The sequence below is a fragment of the Providencia sp. PROV109 genome (genome assembly GCF_033681625.1).
In the GTDB taxonomy this organism is placed as follows: Bacteria; Pseudomonadota; Gammaproteobacteria; order Enterobacterales; family Enterobacteriaceae; genus Providencia; species Providencia hangzhouensis.
Window position 1 is genome coordinate 3,535,941 of record NZ_CP096320.1, and the last position, 16,883, is coordinate 3,552,823.

A 16,883-nucleotide genomic window follows, 5' to 3' on the forward strand; every position below is an offset into this window, starting at 1 on the left:
CCAAAAGTGGGAGGAACATGAGTTCCTCCCTTTTTAATGATGAATGCTGTTCATATCTAAACCTTATCACTACAACACTTCATTTTCTTACTAAGTAAAAATCGCATTATTTTTTATGTCATTAATATCAAGCTAAGCCTATACTTATAAATAGTTAGTTACTTAATATTTGGAGTACAAAATGCTTAATATTGATCGTGAAAAACTCGCCAAACTTGCAGGCGAAGAGTTTAAAAAGCAACGTACCTTTTTGGTGATCTTATCCATTTTACTGTTGGCTGGTGGAATTTTTTGCATTATCAACCCAATGATTTCAGGCATTGCCGTTAGTACCGTACTTGGGGTGCTCCTGATTATTGGGGGCGTTGGCGCGATTGTAAGCATTCTAAGTACCGTGATCTATACCGGTTGGTCCCGGTTATTTGGTTTTGTTATTGGCCTTATCTATATCATTGTCGGCTACTCGTTTATTAAAGACCCGTTACAAAGTTTGGTAGCTTTGGCTATTTTAGTGGCGGCTTTATTTATCGTGGGTGGGGTCATTCGGCTGTACGTCGGCTTCCAACAAATTAGCTCAGCGGGTGGCTGGTTACAAATCATCATTGGGCTGTTAGATTTCTTTATTGCCTATTTACTTATCGGTAATGGCCCAATTACATCAATTACCTTACTGACAACCCTAATTGGTATCGAAATGGTGTTTAGTTCCTTTAGTTTGTTCACGTTACTCAGTGTATTTAAAGGTATCAGTAAAAATAATTAACCCTACCATGCCCCTTTGACAGGGGCATTTTTTCGCCTCCACGATGTCATCAATCTGCTAAAAAATGCGCAATTAGCGATGAGTATTCGCAAATTGCGGCTAGATTGTTTAACCTAATAAAATGAGAGATAACACAGGGACGAAATCGTGGGTAAACTGTTCGAAAATTTAAAAAATTGGCTTCATACGCAAACCGCTCCGGCTTACCCTTACCCTGCCATTGATATTCGGCTATCAAAAAATCTTAAATTGCACGTTGTGGGTAGCATCCATATGGGAACAGAAAATATGTTTCCTTTGTCTGCCACATTATTAGATAAACTTAATCTCGCGGATGCCTTGATCGTTGAGGCGGATATCACTGAAACTCACTCCCCATTTCCTAGCGATACCACCGAACTTCTCCCTGTCGAACAACGACTCACTCTTGATGAATATCACCTTTTTCAACAATATTGCTTAGAGCTCCGCCAATCCCCCGAACGCTTTGATGCCTTACCCTCATGGCAAATCGCCCTGATTTTGCAAGCAACCCAAGCCCAAGAACTCGGGCTTAGAGGCCACTACGGTATTGACTACCAACTTATCCGTAATGCGCAATCACAACTCAAACCAATTATTGAACTAGAAGGAACCGCCTCTCAAGTTGAATTGCTGCTTTCTTTGCCTAATAATGGGTTAGCGTTATTACAAGACTCATTGAAACACTGGCGTGAAAACGCGCGCTCGCTACAAACGATGATAGGCTGGTGGCTAGACTACCAACCCAATAATCGTACCGCTTTACCCAATACCTTTAGCGAAGATATTTACCAAGTATTGATGAAGCAACGAAACGCGAATTGGAGCGAACAACTTAGGTCACTTCCTGATGGTAACTATGTGGTTGCTGTTGGTGCGTTACACCTGTTTGGTGAAAATAGTCTGGTAGAATATTTGCGAAACTAAGTCATAAATAGAAGGCTCAAAATGACCCCAGCCGTTAAATTACTCGAAAAACAAAAAATTTCCTTCACTTTACATCCTTATGACCACGACCCAAATGAAAGTAACTTTGGTGATGAAGCAGTACAAAAACTTGGGTTAGATGCCAAGCAAGTGTTTAAAACCTTGTTAGTCGCACTCAATGGCGATCAAAAAACGTTAGCCGTGGCCGTAACACCTGTTTCAGGGCAATTAGATTTAAAACAGGTTGCCAAAGTGTTTAAGGTCAAAAAAGTTGAAATGGCGGACCCACAAATCGCTCAAAAAACAACGGGATATTTGCTTGGGGGAATTAGCCCATTAGGTCAAAAAAAGCGCTTACCAACAGTAATTGACGACCAAGCTCAGCAATATGCCACTATGTTTGTTTCAGGTGGGAAACGTGGGCTAGATATTGAACTTGCTCCTACCGATCTCGCCAAAGTGCTGAATGCAACCTTCGCTGAAATACGAAAATAGCATTACACTTTGATGGCATTGAGGATTATTGGATAGTATTAAGCTAAAAAGCCCCACTGTGAAATAAAGTGAGGCTTTCAAGGTAATAATGATTTAATTATTTATTATTATAAATAATCTCACCTTTTGGCTCATAGTCTGCCGCTTTCAGCGGGGAGTGTTTTTCAATATACCCTTTGAGCACTTCCGCATCGACAAAGCCGGTATTAACATAATTAGGGTGGTTGTCAATTTTCGGGTAACCGTCCCCACCAATTGCATTGAAATTCAACGTTGCCATACGATACGTTTTGGCCGGGTCAACAGGCTTCCCATCAATTTTGATATCACTAATCGTGCCATCTTTATTCAGGGTTAAATTCACATTGTAGAACTGACCATACGCGCCTGCATCTGGTTTCATATTCGCAACCGCAGTCAGGTATGGGATAACTTCATCACCTTTGAAGTCCACATAAACTAACTCATTGGCAAACGGTTGAACCTTAAGCACATCTTTATAAGTGATATCGCCACTTTCAATGGAATCACGAACACCGCCACCGCTCATAATCGCGAAATCAGCCCCTGCGCGTTCTTTTTGTGCAGCTAACAGAAGGTGCCCCATATTGGTTTGCACAAAACGCACTTTACTGCGATCACCTTCAAGTTTACCTTCAACAGAGCCCACTTTAACACTCAATTGCTTGTCACCTTTTTCTTGATAAGGTGTCAGTAATTTCATCATGTCAGGGTTATGAGCAATTTCTTGCGTATAGTAAACTCGCTCGCTAGTCCCATCTTCTTTTGTCACTTTTTTCTTCAAGTTAATTGGGATTAACTGGTAGTGCTTCAGGGTAAACTTACCGTTTTTAAATTCAAAATCCGCACGGCCAACATATTTACCCCATTCATGGGCTTGCACAATCCAAGTTCCATTTTGGTTATCTGGCGCACACGGTGTACCGGGTACATAGTCTTCCTGTTTGTAGTTTTTCTTTTCTTGAGACATACAAACAGGGTCTTGTGAGTGACCACCCACTATCATATCTAAATAACCAGCGGGTAAGCTGCGTGCCATTTCTACATCGCCCGGGGCATTCGAACCATGGTTGCCATCATCATAATGCCCCATATGGGTTGCGGCGATGATAATGTCTGGTTTTTCTGTCGCACGGAGCTCTTCAACCACTTTTTTGGCTTCGTCCGCAGGCACACGGAATTCGACATCAGGGAAGTTGGCAGGGTTACCAATACGCACGGTGTCGTCAGTGGTTAACCCCATAACCGCAATTTTTACACCTTGTTTATCAAAGATTTGGTAAGGTTTGAAAAGGCGTTTACCTGTACTGCTTTGATAAATATTGGCGGATAAAAACGGAAAGGTTGCCCATTTTTCTTGCTGACGCAGCGTCTCAAGTGGGTTATCAAACTCGTGGTTTCCTAATGCCATTGCATCGTAACCGACTAAGTTCATTCCTTTAAAATCAGGTTCTGCATCTTGTAAATCAGACTCTGGTACACCGGTATTAATATCGCCACCAGAGAGCAGTAAAACACTGCCACCTTGCTTAGCAACTTCGTCACGAATTTCATCAACTACCGTTTTTTGCGCTGCTAAACCATATTCACCATGGTCGTTGTGCCAAAAGTGGCCATGATGGTCATTGGTATGCAAAATGGTAATTTTGTATGTTTTGTCTTTTTCCCACGCATTTGCCATAGTTGCGGGTATTAACGCTAACGATACCGTTAATGCGCATGCCTTAAATGCAAACTTCATACATTTCTCCCTGCTGGTATAGGAATTTTTATACAGTCATATTAGATTATAGTTTGTCACTACCTGCTGTCTTATAGCATAAAAATATGAGCAGGATTTGATACCTATTGCAGAATAAGAAATTCGTTTCATAAAAATGAGATCGCCATCAAATAATTAACGAGCACTAGTTATTCACGTGATTTATTTATTTATTTAAATAAATTGTATTTCAGTTATATTAATAACAATTATGTAACACAAAAAGTTGATAATGACATGAGTGAGCAAACCACAACCCCCAACAACCCAAGCCCGTCAAAGCCATTAAATAAAACAGGGAAAACGGTCTTTAGTATCCTAACTGCGATCAGTGTTTCTCATTTACTCAATGACATGATCCAGTCACTGATCTTAGCCATTTATCCTTTATTACAATCTGATTTCTCATTGAGTTTTGCCCAAATCGGGATGATTACCCTTACTTATCAGATTACCGCATCACTGTTGCAACCGATTATTGGCTACTATACGGACAAACATCCACAACCTTATTCCTTGCCAATAGGAATGAGCTTCACGCTAACGGGGTTAATCTTGTTAGCGATGGCAGAAACCTTCCCGACCATATTACTTGCAGCAGCATTGGTTGGAACTGGTTCTTCTGTCTTCCATCCTGAATCTTCTCGTGTTGCTCGTATGGCTTCAGGGGGTCGTCATGGTCTGGCACAATCATTTTTCCAAGTCGGAGGCAACTTGGGCGCCTCCCTTGGGCCACTACTTGCAGCACTAATTATTGAACCCTACGGAAAAGGCAATATTGGCTGGTTCTCGCTCGCAGCTTTGCTTGCAATTGTTATTTTGTTGCAAGTCAGTAGCTGGTACAAACAACAACACCGCGCAGCAAGTAAAAAGCCGATCAGTGCAGGGAATGTTAGAGTCCTACCACGAAAAACAATTATTGGCTCTTTGGCAGTACTGTTAATTCTGATTTTTTCAAAATATTTCTATTTGGCAAGTATCAGTAGCTATTACACCTTTTATTTGATCGATAAGTTCGGTGTTTCTGTACAAAATGCTCAGATTCATTTGTTTGTTTTCTTATTTGCCGTTGCCGCAGGTACTATGATTGGTGGGCCAATAGGTGACAAAATAGGACGTAAATACGTTATTTGGTTCTCAATCCTTGGAGTTGCGCCATTTACCTTAATTTTACCCTATGCATCTCTTTATTGGACTGGGGTGCTTACCGTAATTATTGGTATGATTTTAGCCTCTGCATTTTCGGCTATTTTAGTCTACGCACAAGAGCTGATCCCTGGTAAAACAGGCATGGTATCAGGGTTGTTCTTTGGGTTAGCATTCGGCATGGGGGGCGTTGGCGCTGCCGTTTTAGGCCATATCGCAGACCAGACCAGTATTGAACAAGTTTATCATTATTGTGCTTTCTTACCCTTACTTGGGATTTTTACAGTATTGCTGCCAAATATTGGCAAAAAATAGATTTATTTTCTTATTTTACCCATACTTACCTAAAAATAAGTATGGGTCTTTCCTTCCATAATTCAGATTAATTTCAGATAAAAATCTCACAAACACACAGCTTGTAACGATTTAGCTCCTTTAACCTGTCTTTTTTTTAAAAACATTTCATTTTTTTAAGGAAATTTATCTCAAAAAAAGTTAGAATATAAAAACATGCAATTTGCATTTTAAAATGAAGGCCTCATTTTAAAAGTCAACGGCATGTACCCACCTTTCTATTTTTATATTCACCAGAGGAGACTAAATGGAGCATTCAACGCCCTTAATCACAACCATTGTTGGTGGTCTCGCCCTTGCATATTTGTTAGGTATGATCGCGCAGCGATTAAAAATTTCCCCTTTAGTTGGCTATCTTGCGGCCGGTGTTCTCGCAGGCCCATTTACCCCCGGCTTTGTTGCTGATGCAGCACTGGCGCCTGAACTTGCTGAAATCGGTGTTATCTTACTGATGTTTGGGGTAGGCCTACATTTTTCATTAAAAGATTTACTTGCTGTTAAAGCTATCGCCATTCCTGGAGCCATTGCACAAATCGCAGTAGCAACCTTACTGGGTCTTGGCCTGTCCATGTTATTTGGCTGGGGAATATTTACAGGTGTTGTATTCGGCCTATGTTTATCAACCGCCAGTACCGTCGTATTACTACGTGCTTTAGAAGAACGCCAACTGATTGAAAGTCAGCGTGGGCAAATTGCTATAGGCTGGCTGATTGTTGAAGACCTCGCCATGGTCTTAACACTTGTTCTTCTGCCTGCTGCTGCGGCTATCATGAATACCGATGACGCTAGCTTCAGTGAGCTCACATTAGGCCTTGCATGGACAATAGGTAAAGTTGTTCTATTCATATTTATTATGATTGTCGTGGGGCGTAAAGTTATCCCATGGATTTTATCACGTACCGCGTCAACAGGTTCTCGTGAACTGTTTACTCTTGCCGTACTAGCACTTGCATTGGGTATTGCCTATGCCGCTGTGGCTATTTTCGATGCCTCATTTGCCCTCGGTGCGTTCTTCGCAGGGATGGTATTAAATGAGTCTGAGCTCAGCCACCGTGCTGCACAAGACACGCTGCCATTACGCGATGCCTTTGCCGTCCTGTTCTTTGTCTCAGTTGGGATGCTGTTCGACCCAGTGGTATTAATTGAGCAACCGCTAGGGATTTTAGCCGTTCTCGCCATTATCATTATTGGTAAATCCGCAGCCGCCTTAGTACTTGTTAGGATGTTTGGTCATTCACGACGAACTGCATTAACCATTTCTGTTAGTCTTGCACAAATTGGTGAGTTTGCATTTATCTTAGCCGGTATGGGTTTAACCCTAGGCGTCATGGATAAAGATGCACAAAACTTGGTATTAGCAGGCGCAATTGTCTCGATCATGCTAAATCCTGTGTTATTTAGCTTATTAGATAAGTACCTTGAAAAAACCGAGACAATCGAAGAACAACTGCTGGAAGAGACTCTGGAAGAAGAAACCCAAGTTCCTGTCGATATCTGCGGCCACGCAATCATTGTCGGTTATGGTCGAGTAGGTGGTATGCTTGCAGACAAACTGCGTAGAAGGGAAATTCCGGTTGTTGTTGTTGAAGATACCCGCGCTCGGTTTGAAGAACTTGCTGAAAATGGCTTTAGTGCAATTTTAGGTAATGGCGCAAATAAAGATATCATTAGCCTTGCGCGTATTGAATGTGCCAAAACATTGCTTTTAACAATCCCTAATGGTTATGAAGCCGGTGAAATTGTCGCAACCGCAAAAGAAATGAACCCAGATGTCACTGTGATTGTTCGTGCTCATTATGATGATGAAGTCAGCTTTATCAAAGAGCGTGGAGCAGACCATATCATTATTGGTGAACATGAGATTGCTAAATCCATGGCGACGCTCATGTGCAATGATGTGGAAGAGTTCGGTTGTTCAATCGATGATTTTATTGATAATGACAATAAAAAAGTTGAAGGCAAAAACTTAGATGAATATCTAAAACCTGGCCACTAAACACCGCCCTATCTTTAAAGCCGTAGCCTTTGGGTTACGGCTTTTTTGTGCACAAAAAATCCATGACGATAAAACGTCATGGATCATCAAGATAACTATAAATAAGCGTTATTCTGCCATTTGTACTTTGAACTCATCCCCTGTCCAAACCGGCAACCCTTGGTCTTTAAAAAACTGAATTTCCGCTGCAACACCACCGCTCTTTTCCCAGCCTGGCAATGTCAGCACAATTAAACCATCACAGCGCTTTAGAAATTCCATATCAATAGAAGACCATGCGACTTTTAGCCCTTGTGAGGCCAAGTATTGGTTAATTGGATGGGTCATCGTGATTTGGCTATAAGTAGCGATACCTTTAAGCGCAAGTTCTGCCGCAAATTTAGTACATTCAGCAAAGCGCATTTCTACGACACTGCTGTCGGGGTCTGAATAAGGGCAAGCAATAAAATAGAGGCTCATAATCATTCCTAGTATTGGCGTTAATCAAATTTTGGGTAAAGTAACCCTATGAAAAATAATTAAATATATTTCATAGGGTGTGTTTATAATTGAATGATGAAAATTAAAGCTTATTCAACATCCGCAACAATAATTTTCGTTTTAGGATGTTTTTTATTCTCAGGTAATTTAAATTCTTTGCTGGTTGTCACCAAATAATCAATATTGTCCCAACTCGTCACAAAATTAATCGCATGCTTATTAGCCTTTGTGCCATCCGCTAACACCATTAATTTATCGCTGTTTTCCATCATCTTTTGCGCAATTGCGGCTTCATCGACGTGCTGATCCATCACACCATGCAATGCATGTATCGCCCCTGCCCCAATCACTGCGTAATCTGCAAAAAACTCAGCAATATTTTTTAGCGCAATAGCACCTAAGCATGCGTTTTGTGCGGCGTTAAATTGCCCACCAATCAAAATTGTTTCGATAGTTACGTTTTCTTGTAACGTATTTGCCAATAAAGGCGAATTCGTAATAACCGTTAAATTATCAATCAACTTGATTCTTTGGCTAAATTCAAAGGTCGTCGTGCCAAAATCGATAAACAATGTGTCTCCGGGTTTAATCAGCTCCGCGGCTTTCGCTGCAATCGCTTTTTTCTCATCAACCGCGGCTTGGGCTCTTTCCGTAAAATTACGTTCAAATTTTGACTGAATGTTTACGGCTCCACCATGGACTTTTTTTAGTAACTTTTGTGTTTCAAGTTTACTAAGGTCACGACGGATAGTTTCTTGCGCGACATTAAAATGTTTAGCAAGCTCCTGTACGTAAACCTGCCCTTGAGTAGAAAGTAACTCAATGATGGTTTGATGACGTACTTTTGAGGAACGTCCCTCACACATAGTTTAATCCTTCTTAACCATTTAACTTTCCAGCACTATACAACAGTGATGCTAATTTCAGTAGCTCCCCGTTGTATTTTTGTTAAATCAATATTTTTCAGTAAAATACGTCGGGTTGGTAAGCAGCGATGCCGTTTTTCATATAACAGAGTATTCCCTGCCATAACACGGATGGTTCCGCTTACTGGTTGTGTAACTTTGATATTAAAATCAATCTGTCGCACCGATAAATCATCAATATCTATACATGCTGGAACACTAAAACAAATTTTCGGGTCATACTGCACAGGAATACATTGGGCCACTTTTAATTGCTGCTGATGATGATTCGCTAATAAATCGTCAGCAATCCGCTCTCCTGTCACCAATCCTTCTTGATAGCATTGGTCGCCCATATCGGCTGGATGCAACATATTACCAGCAGCATAGTAACTGGCATCTGAACAACGCCCATATTGGTCTGTTACCGGTTTTCCTGTCTCCGAATCAAACCCCAAATGGCTTTTACGGATTAACGTGTTTTCACCGACAAATTGCCCCGTAAAAATGACCGAATCACACATAATTTTGTGGCTTTTACCTTTGGTTTCAACAACCACATATTCCACGCGATCTAAGCCGCCAATTTCAGTAATTTTACTATTCAAATAAACGGGGGTTCCCATCGCTTTGGCAAATAACGTCGCGGGCTTAAACGCTAAAATCCGCTCGCCACTTTCAATCATCGCTTGGGCTTTAACACCGGCGTTTTTTAGTGTCCATAGTGCAGAAAAACTCACTAATTCACTGCCTACAATCACTGGATTACGGCAAGGCTTCTTACCGTTTAAATAAACAAATTGCTGTAATGCCCCGGCTGTTAATACCCCTTGAGGGCGCAAACCTGAAACTAAGCGCGGGTGTCGAGGTGTCTCTCTTACCCCCGTCGCTATCAATACTCGTTTAGCTTGCATTTCAACAAGGCCTTCTGGCGTTGAAACGGTTAATTTTCCATTAGGTTGTAACGCAGTCACGGTACTACGGGTGAAAATTGGCGTGTTTCCCAGTTGATTGACAATTTTTTCTGCAAATTGATTGCCTTTCATCGGCCGTTTAAAGGCTAATATGCCAAATGTAGGGTGCTGGCAGTGACGCGGAACGCCTCCCGCCTGTGCTTCACGTTCAATAATAGCGATATTTTGAACACCACGACGGCGTAACGCCTGCGCTGCCGCAACACCAGTAGGGCCAGAGCCAATGATAATCACATCATAATTTAAACTCATTTTACGGCCTCCACTGCCAGTGTGTGGTCGAAGCGACCATTAATAATTTCAGCCACCTGACTACTACAATAAAACCCATTACAGCGCCCCATCATCACTCGTGTTCTGCGGCGTAAAGCACCTAAACACTCAGGAGGAATATCCGAATCAAATGCGGCTTCAATCTCCCGCTGAGTTACTAATTCACAATGGCAAACAATACCGCCATTACTTTTGCATTGGTAATCCCGTTGGTGATATTCAGAAATCATTGGCATGGTTGGCCAAATTAGCGCTTCTGGCGGTGATAATTCAAAAAGTGGTGTGAAGTTTTCTTGATACAATTTACCAAGATAACTAGCCACCCCTAAAGCTGAAGTTAGGCCTGTTGAACGAATTCCCCCCGCACAGATCCACTGCTTTTCAGGGTAATCATTAATGCGGTAATATTTTTCTTCTGTAGCAGGACGTAACCCCGCATAGGTTGCGGTCACACTGTAATTATGCAATGAAGGTAACATACGTGAACCTTGGGCAATTAAGTCTTCAAGGACTTCTTGTTTTACCTCAGCTTTCCAACGGTCATCTTGTTCTTCCGCTGTTGGGCCAAGCAAAAGGTTGCCGAAGATAGTTTTTGATAACAGTACGCCTTTTGTGATAGCGGTCGGAACAGGTAGGATAATTGCATTGATATCCGCTGCTGCGGCTTTATCATAGACGAGAAACTGCCCTTTACGTGGCTTTATTTGGAACGGTGATGGGTGGCAAATTGATTCAACAATGTCGCCATTAATTCCCGCACAATTAATGACTAAACGGGCAGAAAACTCACCTTTTGATGTGGTTAATCGCCATATTCTATCATTGAGTGCTCCACCGCTTACCTCACAATGAAAACGGTATTCAGCCCCATGTTTCACCGCTTGGGTTAAATACGAAAGTGGTGTACTCCATGGGTCAATAACCGCTTCACCTGGCACAGAAACAGCCGCGAGTGCTCCCGGTGCTAGATGAGGTTCTCTGCGATAGAGTTCTTCTTTATCAATAATTGCCACATCTAATACATTGTTAGTGTGTGCTTGCTCTACTATCGCAGGCAATTTACTAAGCTGCTCATCATTCCATGCAACCACTAATGCCCCTGTTTCAAGAAGAGGTAAATTCATTTTTTCTCTGATTTCAATGAATTCACGATACCCCTCTTGCATGCACTCAAGTTCTAGACTCCCTGGTGTGGCGTCAAAACCTGTGTGTAATAGCGCACTATTTGCCTTACTTGCTCCCGAAAGGATGTCACCTCCACGTTCAAGTAACAACGTATTGGCACCCATCAGTGTGAATTTACGTGTCACAGCACAGCCAATGACACCACCGCCGATGACAATGACATCCCAAATTTTTTTATTATTAATATCCATGGCTGAGATCCTTAACTTAAAACTTGCACACATAAAACCACATAATTCCCACAATCACAATAATTAAAACAACACAAAGCACAACAACAACCAAAAAATTACTCACATTGTTACTTTATTGTGATTTTTGTCACATTAGTGAAACTTACTGTGAGTTTTTTGTGGATTTTATTTCCGATTAAACGATAGCAAGCAAAAAAACAGACCTATTTACAACATTTATAACACTGGGAATACTGTGATGCTCAATCAACGTTATGCGGCTATCGATCAGGGAACAACGGGAACCCGGGTCGTTGTCTTTGAAGAAGGCGGCCATTATCACTCCCCTATGAGCATTCCTCATAAACAAATCACATTGAATAGTGGTTGGGTTGAACATGACCCAGAGGAAATACTGGCCAATATCATTAAATGCTTACATAGCTGTGAAGTGGTTGATGCTATTGGACTTTGCCATCAAGGCGAAAGTATTGTGGCGTGGGATGCGGACAGCAAGCGCCCTTTATACAATGCTATTGTTTGGCAAGACTTACGGACAGAAAAAACTATCTCAATGCTCAAGGAAGCAGGGTTAGAGCCGCTGGTACAGTCTAAGTCAGGCTTACCGCTAGACCCTTATTTTTCCGCCAGCAAAATGGGTTGGATTATTGAAAATGTCGTCGGTGCGAAAACATTAGCGGATAAAAATAAATTACGTATTGGTACGATGGATGCATTCTTCCTCGACCGCTTATGTGGCGTATTTGTCACCGACTATAACTCAGCGTCCCGAACTTCATTACTCAATATTCATACCTTGGAGTGGGACCAAGAGCTATGTGACATTTTTGGTGTTCCCATCCACTGTTTACCGCCAATTAAGGACAACATTGGTGACTTTGGCGCAATAAATCTTGATGGGCACCTCACCCCAGTCACCGCCATTATTGTTGACCAATTTGCTGGCACATTCGGCCATGGTTGTCGTGAAAAAGGCGATGCCAAAATCACCTTCGGTACAGGCGCGTTCTTGCAAGCACTTACTGGCACCGATATTCCACAAACTCATAACAGTGGTTTATTACCGACACTCTGTTGGAAGTTTCCCAACCAACCCCCTGTCTTTGGCTTAGATGGTGGCGTATACAACGCAGCATCTGCCATTAATTGGGCTCGCAAAATCGGTTTGTTTGACTCATTCGATGAACTGGGTGATTTCAGGGCTGAATCCGCCATTAAACGTGGTCTTGCCTTTGTCCCAGCGTTATCTGGTTTAGGGTGCCCATACTGGGATCGCAGTGCCGCAGGTCTCTGGGCTGGGCTTTCATTGGATACTGACAAAAAAGACATGATGCAGTCTGTCTTGGAAGGTATAGCAGCACGCTCCGCTGAAGTTATTTTTGCAATGGAAAAAATTTCACCGCTAGGCCAATCAATCTCAGTCGATGGAGGGCTTTCTTCAAATCAATATTTTAAGCAATTTTTAGCTAATTTATTACAAAAAGACATTGAAGCACCAGCAAACCGTGAAGTAACCGCACTAGGCGCTGCCTTATTGGCTCGCAAAGGCATAGGGATCACTCACGAAATGGCGGTAAGACGCAACGCTACTGTGACACATCCTGATGGAACGAATATGCAAGGTGTGATGGAACAATATCGCGACATCATTGCCCGTTCTCGCCAATTAAGACACTAAAATAATAAAAGGAAACCCTACCATGGCTGAATTCGGAAATTATATTATTTATTTGATCATGTGCGGAGCCATCATTGGCGCAGTCGCATCCATAGTGAAACCAACCAGTGAACTTGGGAAAGAGTTTGTTAACGGGATCTTTTCTATCGGCCCTGTATTTCTTGCTCAAGCGGGGATCATGGCCGCAGTGCCGCTGCTCTCACAGTTAATCTCTTACATCCTTGGTCCCGTCTTTTCTTCAGTCGGATCAGACGTCTCCATTGCAGCTTTATCGATTATCGCGGTTGATATGGGCGGTTACCAGCTAGCTGATGCTTTGACAACTAATCGAGATATGTGGATCACGGCAATGCTGATCGGTTATACCTCGGGTGCCACCATTGTTTACCTGATCCCTGTAGGGTTAACAATGTTAAATCGCAAAGATCATAAGTATCTTGCGCTTGGTGCAATGGCTGGGTTGATCTCAATACCATTTGGCGTACTCGCTTCGCTTCTGTTGATTACATTCAATAATATTCCTGTCAGGGATATTATTTCCACGAACTCACCGGCAGCACATCAATTAACCTTAGATTTCTTTACCATGTTGCAATACTTGATGCCGCTGTTTGTATTCTGTTTCTTATTGGCTGCTGGGCTAAAATATCGCCCGATGTTAATGGTAACCGGCTTCCTGATTTTCGGTAAAATCATGGATGCATTCGTCAAATTAGTCTTAGCGTTTTCCATTGTTGAACACTTTACTGGTGTATTCACTAAAGTTTTCGGCGCATGGGGCTTTGACCCGCTATTTGCTGACCAAAATGAGCTATTCCGCGCCATCGAAATTGCAGGCTATATCGGTATTATGTTAGCGGGGACATTCCCAATTTGCTATCTGTTCCAACGCTACTGTAAGCCTTTAGTACGTGCATTAAGTAACCGTTTAAAGCTGAGCGATACTGGTTCTTTAGGATTTATTATGGTTATGGCAAACATTATTGCTACTTATCACTTATTCAAAGAAATGCGTGCGAGGGATAAAGTATTATGTGTCGCATTCGGTGTTTGTGCACAAGCAACCATCGGTGACCATCTTGCTTTCACCGCTAACTTCCAACCCACTCTCGTTTTACCTATTTTACTTGGTAAGTTGGTAGGCGGCTTCTTAGCGGTATTTATTGCGATTAAAATCTCAGTACCGCAGGCGATGCGTTATGAAGCTGAAGATGCAAAAGCAGCCGAAATAGTTAAAGAAGAAAGTGAACTCGCTGTTGCTAAACAACATTAATTAGCATTAACCATACTTATATATTTAAAGATAATTAGCTGTATGCCAAATATGAATACTCATAAAGTAGCATACGGCTTTTATTTATTAGTCTGAAATTAACTCAAACTCTCATCAATTATTAATATTGTACTCACTATATGGTTATCTATATTAGTCATCATTAATCATTACATTATTTATAGATACATAATTTGAAGGTAAATAATTACCTTAATTAATAAAATTTAGTGACAACAACTCATCAAAATAATTGTTCAAAAAGAAAGGCACCTCAATAACAATTATATTGAAGTGCCTTAAAATCGATATCATTAATTAAAATGAGAATTATTTCGCTTTAACGTTCCCAATAAGACTCTTCTAAGCTATCTTCTTTTTCAGGTAAGCCACGAGTCAAACGAGGCGAATGCTGAGTTAATACTTGATAACTTACACGATTAGCATATTTACATACTTGAGCTAAAGAAGAATACGTTAAGTATTGGCGCTCATGTTTACTGGAATTAGGCACATTAGAACGGTGGTAAGAATTGGCGGTAATATCGTGAAGTAATGCCGATAAAGCCCCGTCTCCCGCCCCATTTGTGTTCATTATTTTCTCAGGTCCCCCCATATAAGGCTCGATATGAGAGAAAATTCGTAATGGAACTTGGCAATCTTGCTGGCGCATTGCTCGGCTAAACTCGTACAAGTTAAATTCTGCAATTGCCCCCGGTAATAGTGGATGTTGCGTCGTACGTTTATAGGCGTCTTCGGTGTAGCCTGCCATATACAGGCCTGATGGGCCCGCCGTACATAAAACTAAATCTACCCAGTCTAATGCCATATTAGAGGCAAGTAATGGGTCACTCAGCCCTGTCAGTTCCTGCGCTTCGTCTTCATTCATTGCAACTACTGAAATATGCTCCGCTAAAAAATCACGCCAAAACTGAGGGTCTTGAGCAATAACAAATTTAGTTCCAAGCGTTAACACGACGGGGACATTGTGCTTTTTCGCATATGCAATAGCCTGCATAGTCGCATCAGGCATGGTTTCTCCGGGTTTACAGCGGACTAAATAAGCCGTTAATACCAACGCAGAAGCCCCAGCAATAATGTCCTCGGGAATGCTATTTGGGTGCAAGCGATTCATATGGCCAGGGCTGATAGCAAACGTTCGCTCGCCATTTTCAGTGATCAAGGTAAAGCAGCGCCCGATAGGGCCATCCACACCTTGTAGAAAATTCAAATCCATGCGACTTGAGGTGTGACACAAATAGCGATACGCATAGCTACCAATTTGAATGCTATTGCACATTGTGCCCAATAAAACTGACCTGTCATCGGCTAAAACCGAATAGTTGTGCAGCGTATTGCCAATCGTTCCACCTGCAAACTCATGAGTAATCAAGGCATTATCTGTAAGTTCTTTATACAAAGCTTCGGCGACATCGTCTTCAATAACCAGCGAATGCCCCTTACTCAATTGATAGCGCTGAATGAAGTCGTCATCCACTTTCGCTTCAATATCGACTAATGTTTGGTCGATACCAACAATATAGGACTTACAATTCTCATCATCCGCCAATGTTTCTTTTAAAGGCTGTAATAAAGGATCTCTGAGACTAACAGGAAAATAGTGTTTTGACTTGCGTTGACCGGGGAATTTCATAATTAGAAGATTAACAATGGAACATCACCCTATTCTAGCACGATAAAATAAAGCCAGCACCTGCAAAGAAGGCACTGGCCCCATTGTTTGTCATTTGGAAGTTATTTTATTGATTTTGATATTTATAATCGCGATAAAGCTCCCGACTTAACACAAATGCACAGCTCAAAATTAAACCGAGTATTGCGCTTAATGCAACAATTAACGATGATTTTGGTGAATCTTTATGCAACGGTAAGTCTGGCGTTAAAATAAACTTAACGGGTGTAAAATCTAATTCTTTAGCGGTTACTTCTTGTAAATTATCAAGGTAAATTTTACGGTTCTGTAAATTTTCGCTCATCAATGCCAAATCACGATTTTGGGTTTCAATCAGTAATTTTTTCTCTAAAGCTTCAGTTCCTAACGCAATAGGGTAATCAGGGTCATCATTGATAGCAACAGAATCGCTGGCTATCGGCTTTTCAATTCCAGCTGCTTTTGCAATATCAACGGCTCGTTTAAGCCTTTCAACCTTAACATCGTATTCAGTTTGAATTTTGCTAACTTCGCGTTTTAGTGACTCACTGGCATAAATAAGTTTCTCTGAAATCATATTGTCGATTTCAACTTTTAACTGTTGCCTTACTTTCGATGCGCTATAGCGAATATAACCTTCAAGTAAATCTTGGGCTTCCGTTGGCAAAGGTGCAGTAAAGCTCAAAACAATATCATTTGAAGTACTGTTTTTCTCTTTTGAGAGATCTTGAATTTTAATATCATTAGAAATGATTGAATTTACT

General features: G+C 41.5%; 14 protein-coding genes. 7 read left to right on the plus strand and 7 right to left on the minus strand.

Translation table 11 applies throughout. The features are described 5' to 3' along the window. Positions 1-181 precede the first annotated feature (181 nt). The 3 genes from M1F25_RS16470 to ybaK all read left to right on the plus strand — a co-directional run bounded on the left by M1F25_RS16470 (position 182) and on the right by ybaK (position 2,206). Positions 182-763, plus strand: coding sequence for an HdeD family acid-resistance protein (locus M1F25_RS16470; protein ID WP_004260329.1), 582 nt, complete (start codon positions 182-184; stop codon positions 761-763). A 147-nt stretch (positions 764-910) separates the two neighbouring features. Then, a complete protein-coding gene (locus M1F25_RS16475; protein ID WP_110592243.1) occupies positions 911-1,711 on the plus strand; it encodes a TraB/GumN family protein in 801 nt (266 codons plus the stop codon). Positions 1,712-1,732: 21 nt separating this feature from the next. Continuing rightward, positions 1,733-2,206, plus strand: coding sequence for a Cys-tRNA(Pro)/Cys-tRNA(Cys) deacylase YbaK (ybaK, locus tag M1F25_RS16480; RefSeq protein ID WP_004260336.1), 474 nt, complete (start codon positions 1,733-1,735; stop codon positions 2,204-2,206). Positions 2,207-2,303: 97 nt separating this feature from the next. Here ybaK and ushA read toward each other — a convergent pair whose 3' ends face one another. Then, positions 2,304-3,968 (minus strand): bifunctional UDP-sugar hydrolase/5'-nucleotidase UshA, encoded by a 1,665-nt coding sequence (gene ushA, locus M1F25_RS16485; RefSeq protein ID WP_181488475.1) that lies wholly within the window; start codon positions 3,966-3,968, stop codon positions 2,304-2,306. Between the two features lie 258 nt (positions 3,969-4,226). Here ushA and M1F25_RS16490 point away from each other — a divergent pair, with 258 nt between their 5' ends. Next, on the plus strand, positions 4,227-5,450 hold the full coding sequence (locus M1F25_RS16490; RefSeq protein WP_181488477.1) for an MFS transporter: 1,224 nt from the start codon (positions 4,227-4,229) through the stop codon (positions 5,448-5,450). 286 nt (positions 5,451-5,736) lie between these two features. Further along, on the plus strand, positions 5,737-7,485 hold the full coding sequence (gene ybaL, locus M1F25_RS16495; protein ID WP_144140454.1) for a YbaL family putative K(+) efflux transporter: 1,749 nt from the start codon (positions 5,737-5,739) through the stop codon (positions 7,483-7,485). A 108-nt stretch (positions 7,486-7,593) separates the two neighbouring features. Here the strand turns inward: ybaL and M1F25_RS16500 are convergent, their stop codons facing one another. The 4 genes from M1F25_RS16500 to M1F25_RS16515 all read right to left on the minus strand — a co-directional run bounded on the left by M1F25_RS16500 (position 7,594) and on the right by M1F25_RS16515 (position 11,493). Then, positions 7,594-7,944: a DUF1937 family protein gene (locus M1F25_RS16500; protein WP_144140452.1), complete on the minus strand. Its 351-nt coding sequence runs from the start codon at positions 7,942-7,944 to the stop codon at positions 7,594-7,596. A 110-nt stretch (positions 7,945-8,054) separates the two neighbouring features. Next, positions 8,055-8,831, minus strand: coding sequence for a DeoR/GlpR family DNA-binding transcription regulator (locus M1F25_RS16505; RefSeq protein ID WP_004260363.1), 777 nt, complete (start codon positions 8,829-8,831; stop codon positions 8,055-8,057). 35 nt (positions 8,832-8,866) lie between these two features. Continuing rightward, positions 8,867-10,096: an NAD(P)/FAD-dependent oxidoreductase gene (locus tag M1F25_RS16510; protein WP_144140451.1), complete on the minus strand. Its 1,230-nt coding sequence runs from the start codon at positions 10,094-10,096 to the stop codon at positions 8,867-8,869. Beyond that, a complete protein-coding gene (locus tag M1F25_RS16515; protein WP_112307158.1) occupies positions 10,093-11,493 on the minus strand; it encodes an NAD(P)/FAD-dependent oxidoreductase in 1,401 nt (466 codons plus the stop codon). The genes M1F25_RS16510 and M1F25_RS16515 overlap by 4 nt, the downstream gene beginning before the upstream one ends. 241 nt (positions 11,494-11,734) lie before the next feature. On the opposite strand from M1F25_RS16515, the gene M1F25_RS16520 reads away from it, so the two are divergent. Next, entirely contained in the window at positions 11,735-13,174 is a 1,440-nt protein-coding gene (locus tag M1F25_RS16520) for an FGGY family carbohydrate kinase (protein ID WP_004260369.1), read from the plus strand. A 22-nt stretch (positions 13,175-13,196) separates the two neighbouring features. After that, positions 13,197-14,447, plus strand: a complete 1,251-nt coding sequence (gene eutH / locus M1F25_RS16525) for an ethanolamine utilization protein EutH (RefSeq protein ID WP_004260372.1) — start codon at positions 13,197-13,199, stop codon at positions 14,445-14,447. Positions 14,448-14,787: 340 nt separating this feature from the next. Here eutH and M1F25_RS16530 read toward each other — a convergent pair whose 3' ends face one another. Continuing rightward, positions 14,788-16,101: an inosine/guanosine kinase gene (locus M1F25_RS16530; RefSeq protein ID WP_036958371.1), complete on the minus strand. Its 1,314-nt coding sequence runs from the start codon at positions 16,099-16,101 to the stop codon at positions 14,788-14,790. A gap of 106 nt (positions 16,102-16,207) precedes the next feature. Next, a complete protein-coding gene (locus M1F25_RS16535) occupies positions 16,208-16,804 on the minus strand; it encodes a GNVR domain-containing protein (protein ID WP_232368693.1) in 597 nt (198 codons plus the stop codon). Positions 16,805-16,883: the final 79 nt, after the last annotated feature.

Bases quoted from the DNA above. Each gene is read 5' to 3' on its own strand.
- M1F25_RS16490 (WP_181488477.1), top strand. From the start codon at position 4,227: ATGAGTGAGCAAACCACAACCCCCAACAACCCAAGCCCGTCAAAGCCA.
- M1F25_RS16505 (WP_004260363.1), bottom strand. From the start codon at position 8,831: ATGTGTGAGGGACGTTCCTCAAAAGTACGTCATCAAACCATCATTGAG.
- M1F25_RS16530 (WP_036958371.1), bottom strand. From the start codon at position 16,101: ATGAAATTCCCCGGTCAACGCAAGTCAAAACACTATTTTCCTGTTAGT.
- M1F25_RS16520 (WP_004260369.1), top strand. From the start codon at position 11,735: ATGCTCAATCAACGTTATGCGGCTATCGATCAGGGAACAACGGGAACC.
- ushA (WP_181488475.1), bottom strand. From the start codon at position 3,968: ATGAAGTTTGCATTTAAGGCATGCGCATTAACGGTATCGTTAGCGTTA.
- ybaL (WP_144140454.1), top strand. From the start codon at position 5,737: ATGGAGCATTCAACGCCCTTAATCACAACCATTGTTGGTGGTCTCGCC.
- M1F25_RS16510 (WP_144140451.1), bottom strand. From the start codon at position 10,096: ATGAGTTTAAATTATGATGTGATTATCATTGGCTCTGGCCCTACTGGT.
- M1F25_RS16500 (WP_144140452.1), bottom strand. From the start codon at position 7,944: ATGAGCCTCTATTTTATTGCTTGCCCTTATTCAGACCCCGACAGCAGT.
- ybaK (WP_004260336.1), top strand. From the start codon at position 1,733: ATGACCCCAGCCGTTAAATTACTCGAAAAACAAAAAATTTCCTTCACT.
- M1F25_RS16515 (WP_112307158.1), bottom strand. From the start codon at position 11,493: ATGGATATTAATAATAAAAAAATTTGGGATGTCATTGTCATCGGCGGT.
- M1F25_RS16470 (WP_004260329.1), top strand. From the start codon at position 182: ATGCTTAATATTGATCGTGAAAAACTCGCCAAACTTGCAGGCGAAGAG.
- eutH (WP_004260372.1), top strand. From the start codon at position 13,197: ATGGCTGAATTCGGAAATTATATTATTTATTTGATCATGTGCGGAGCC.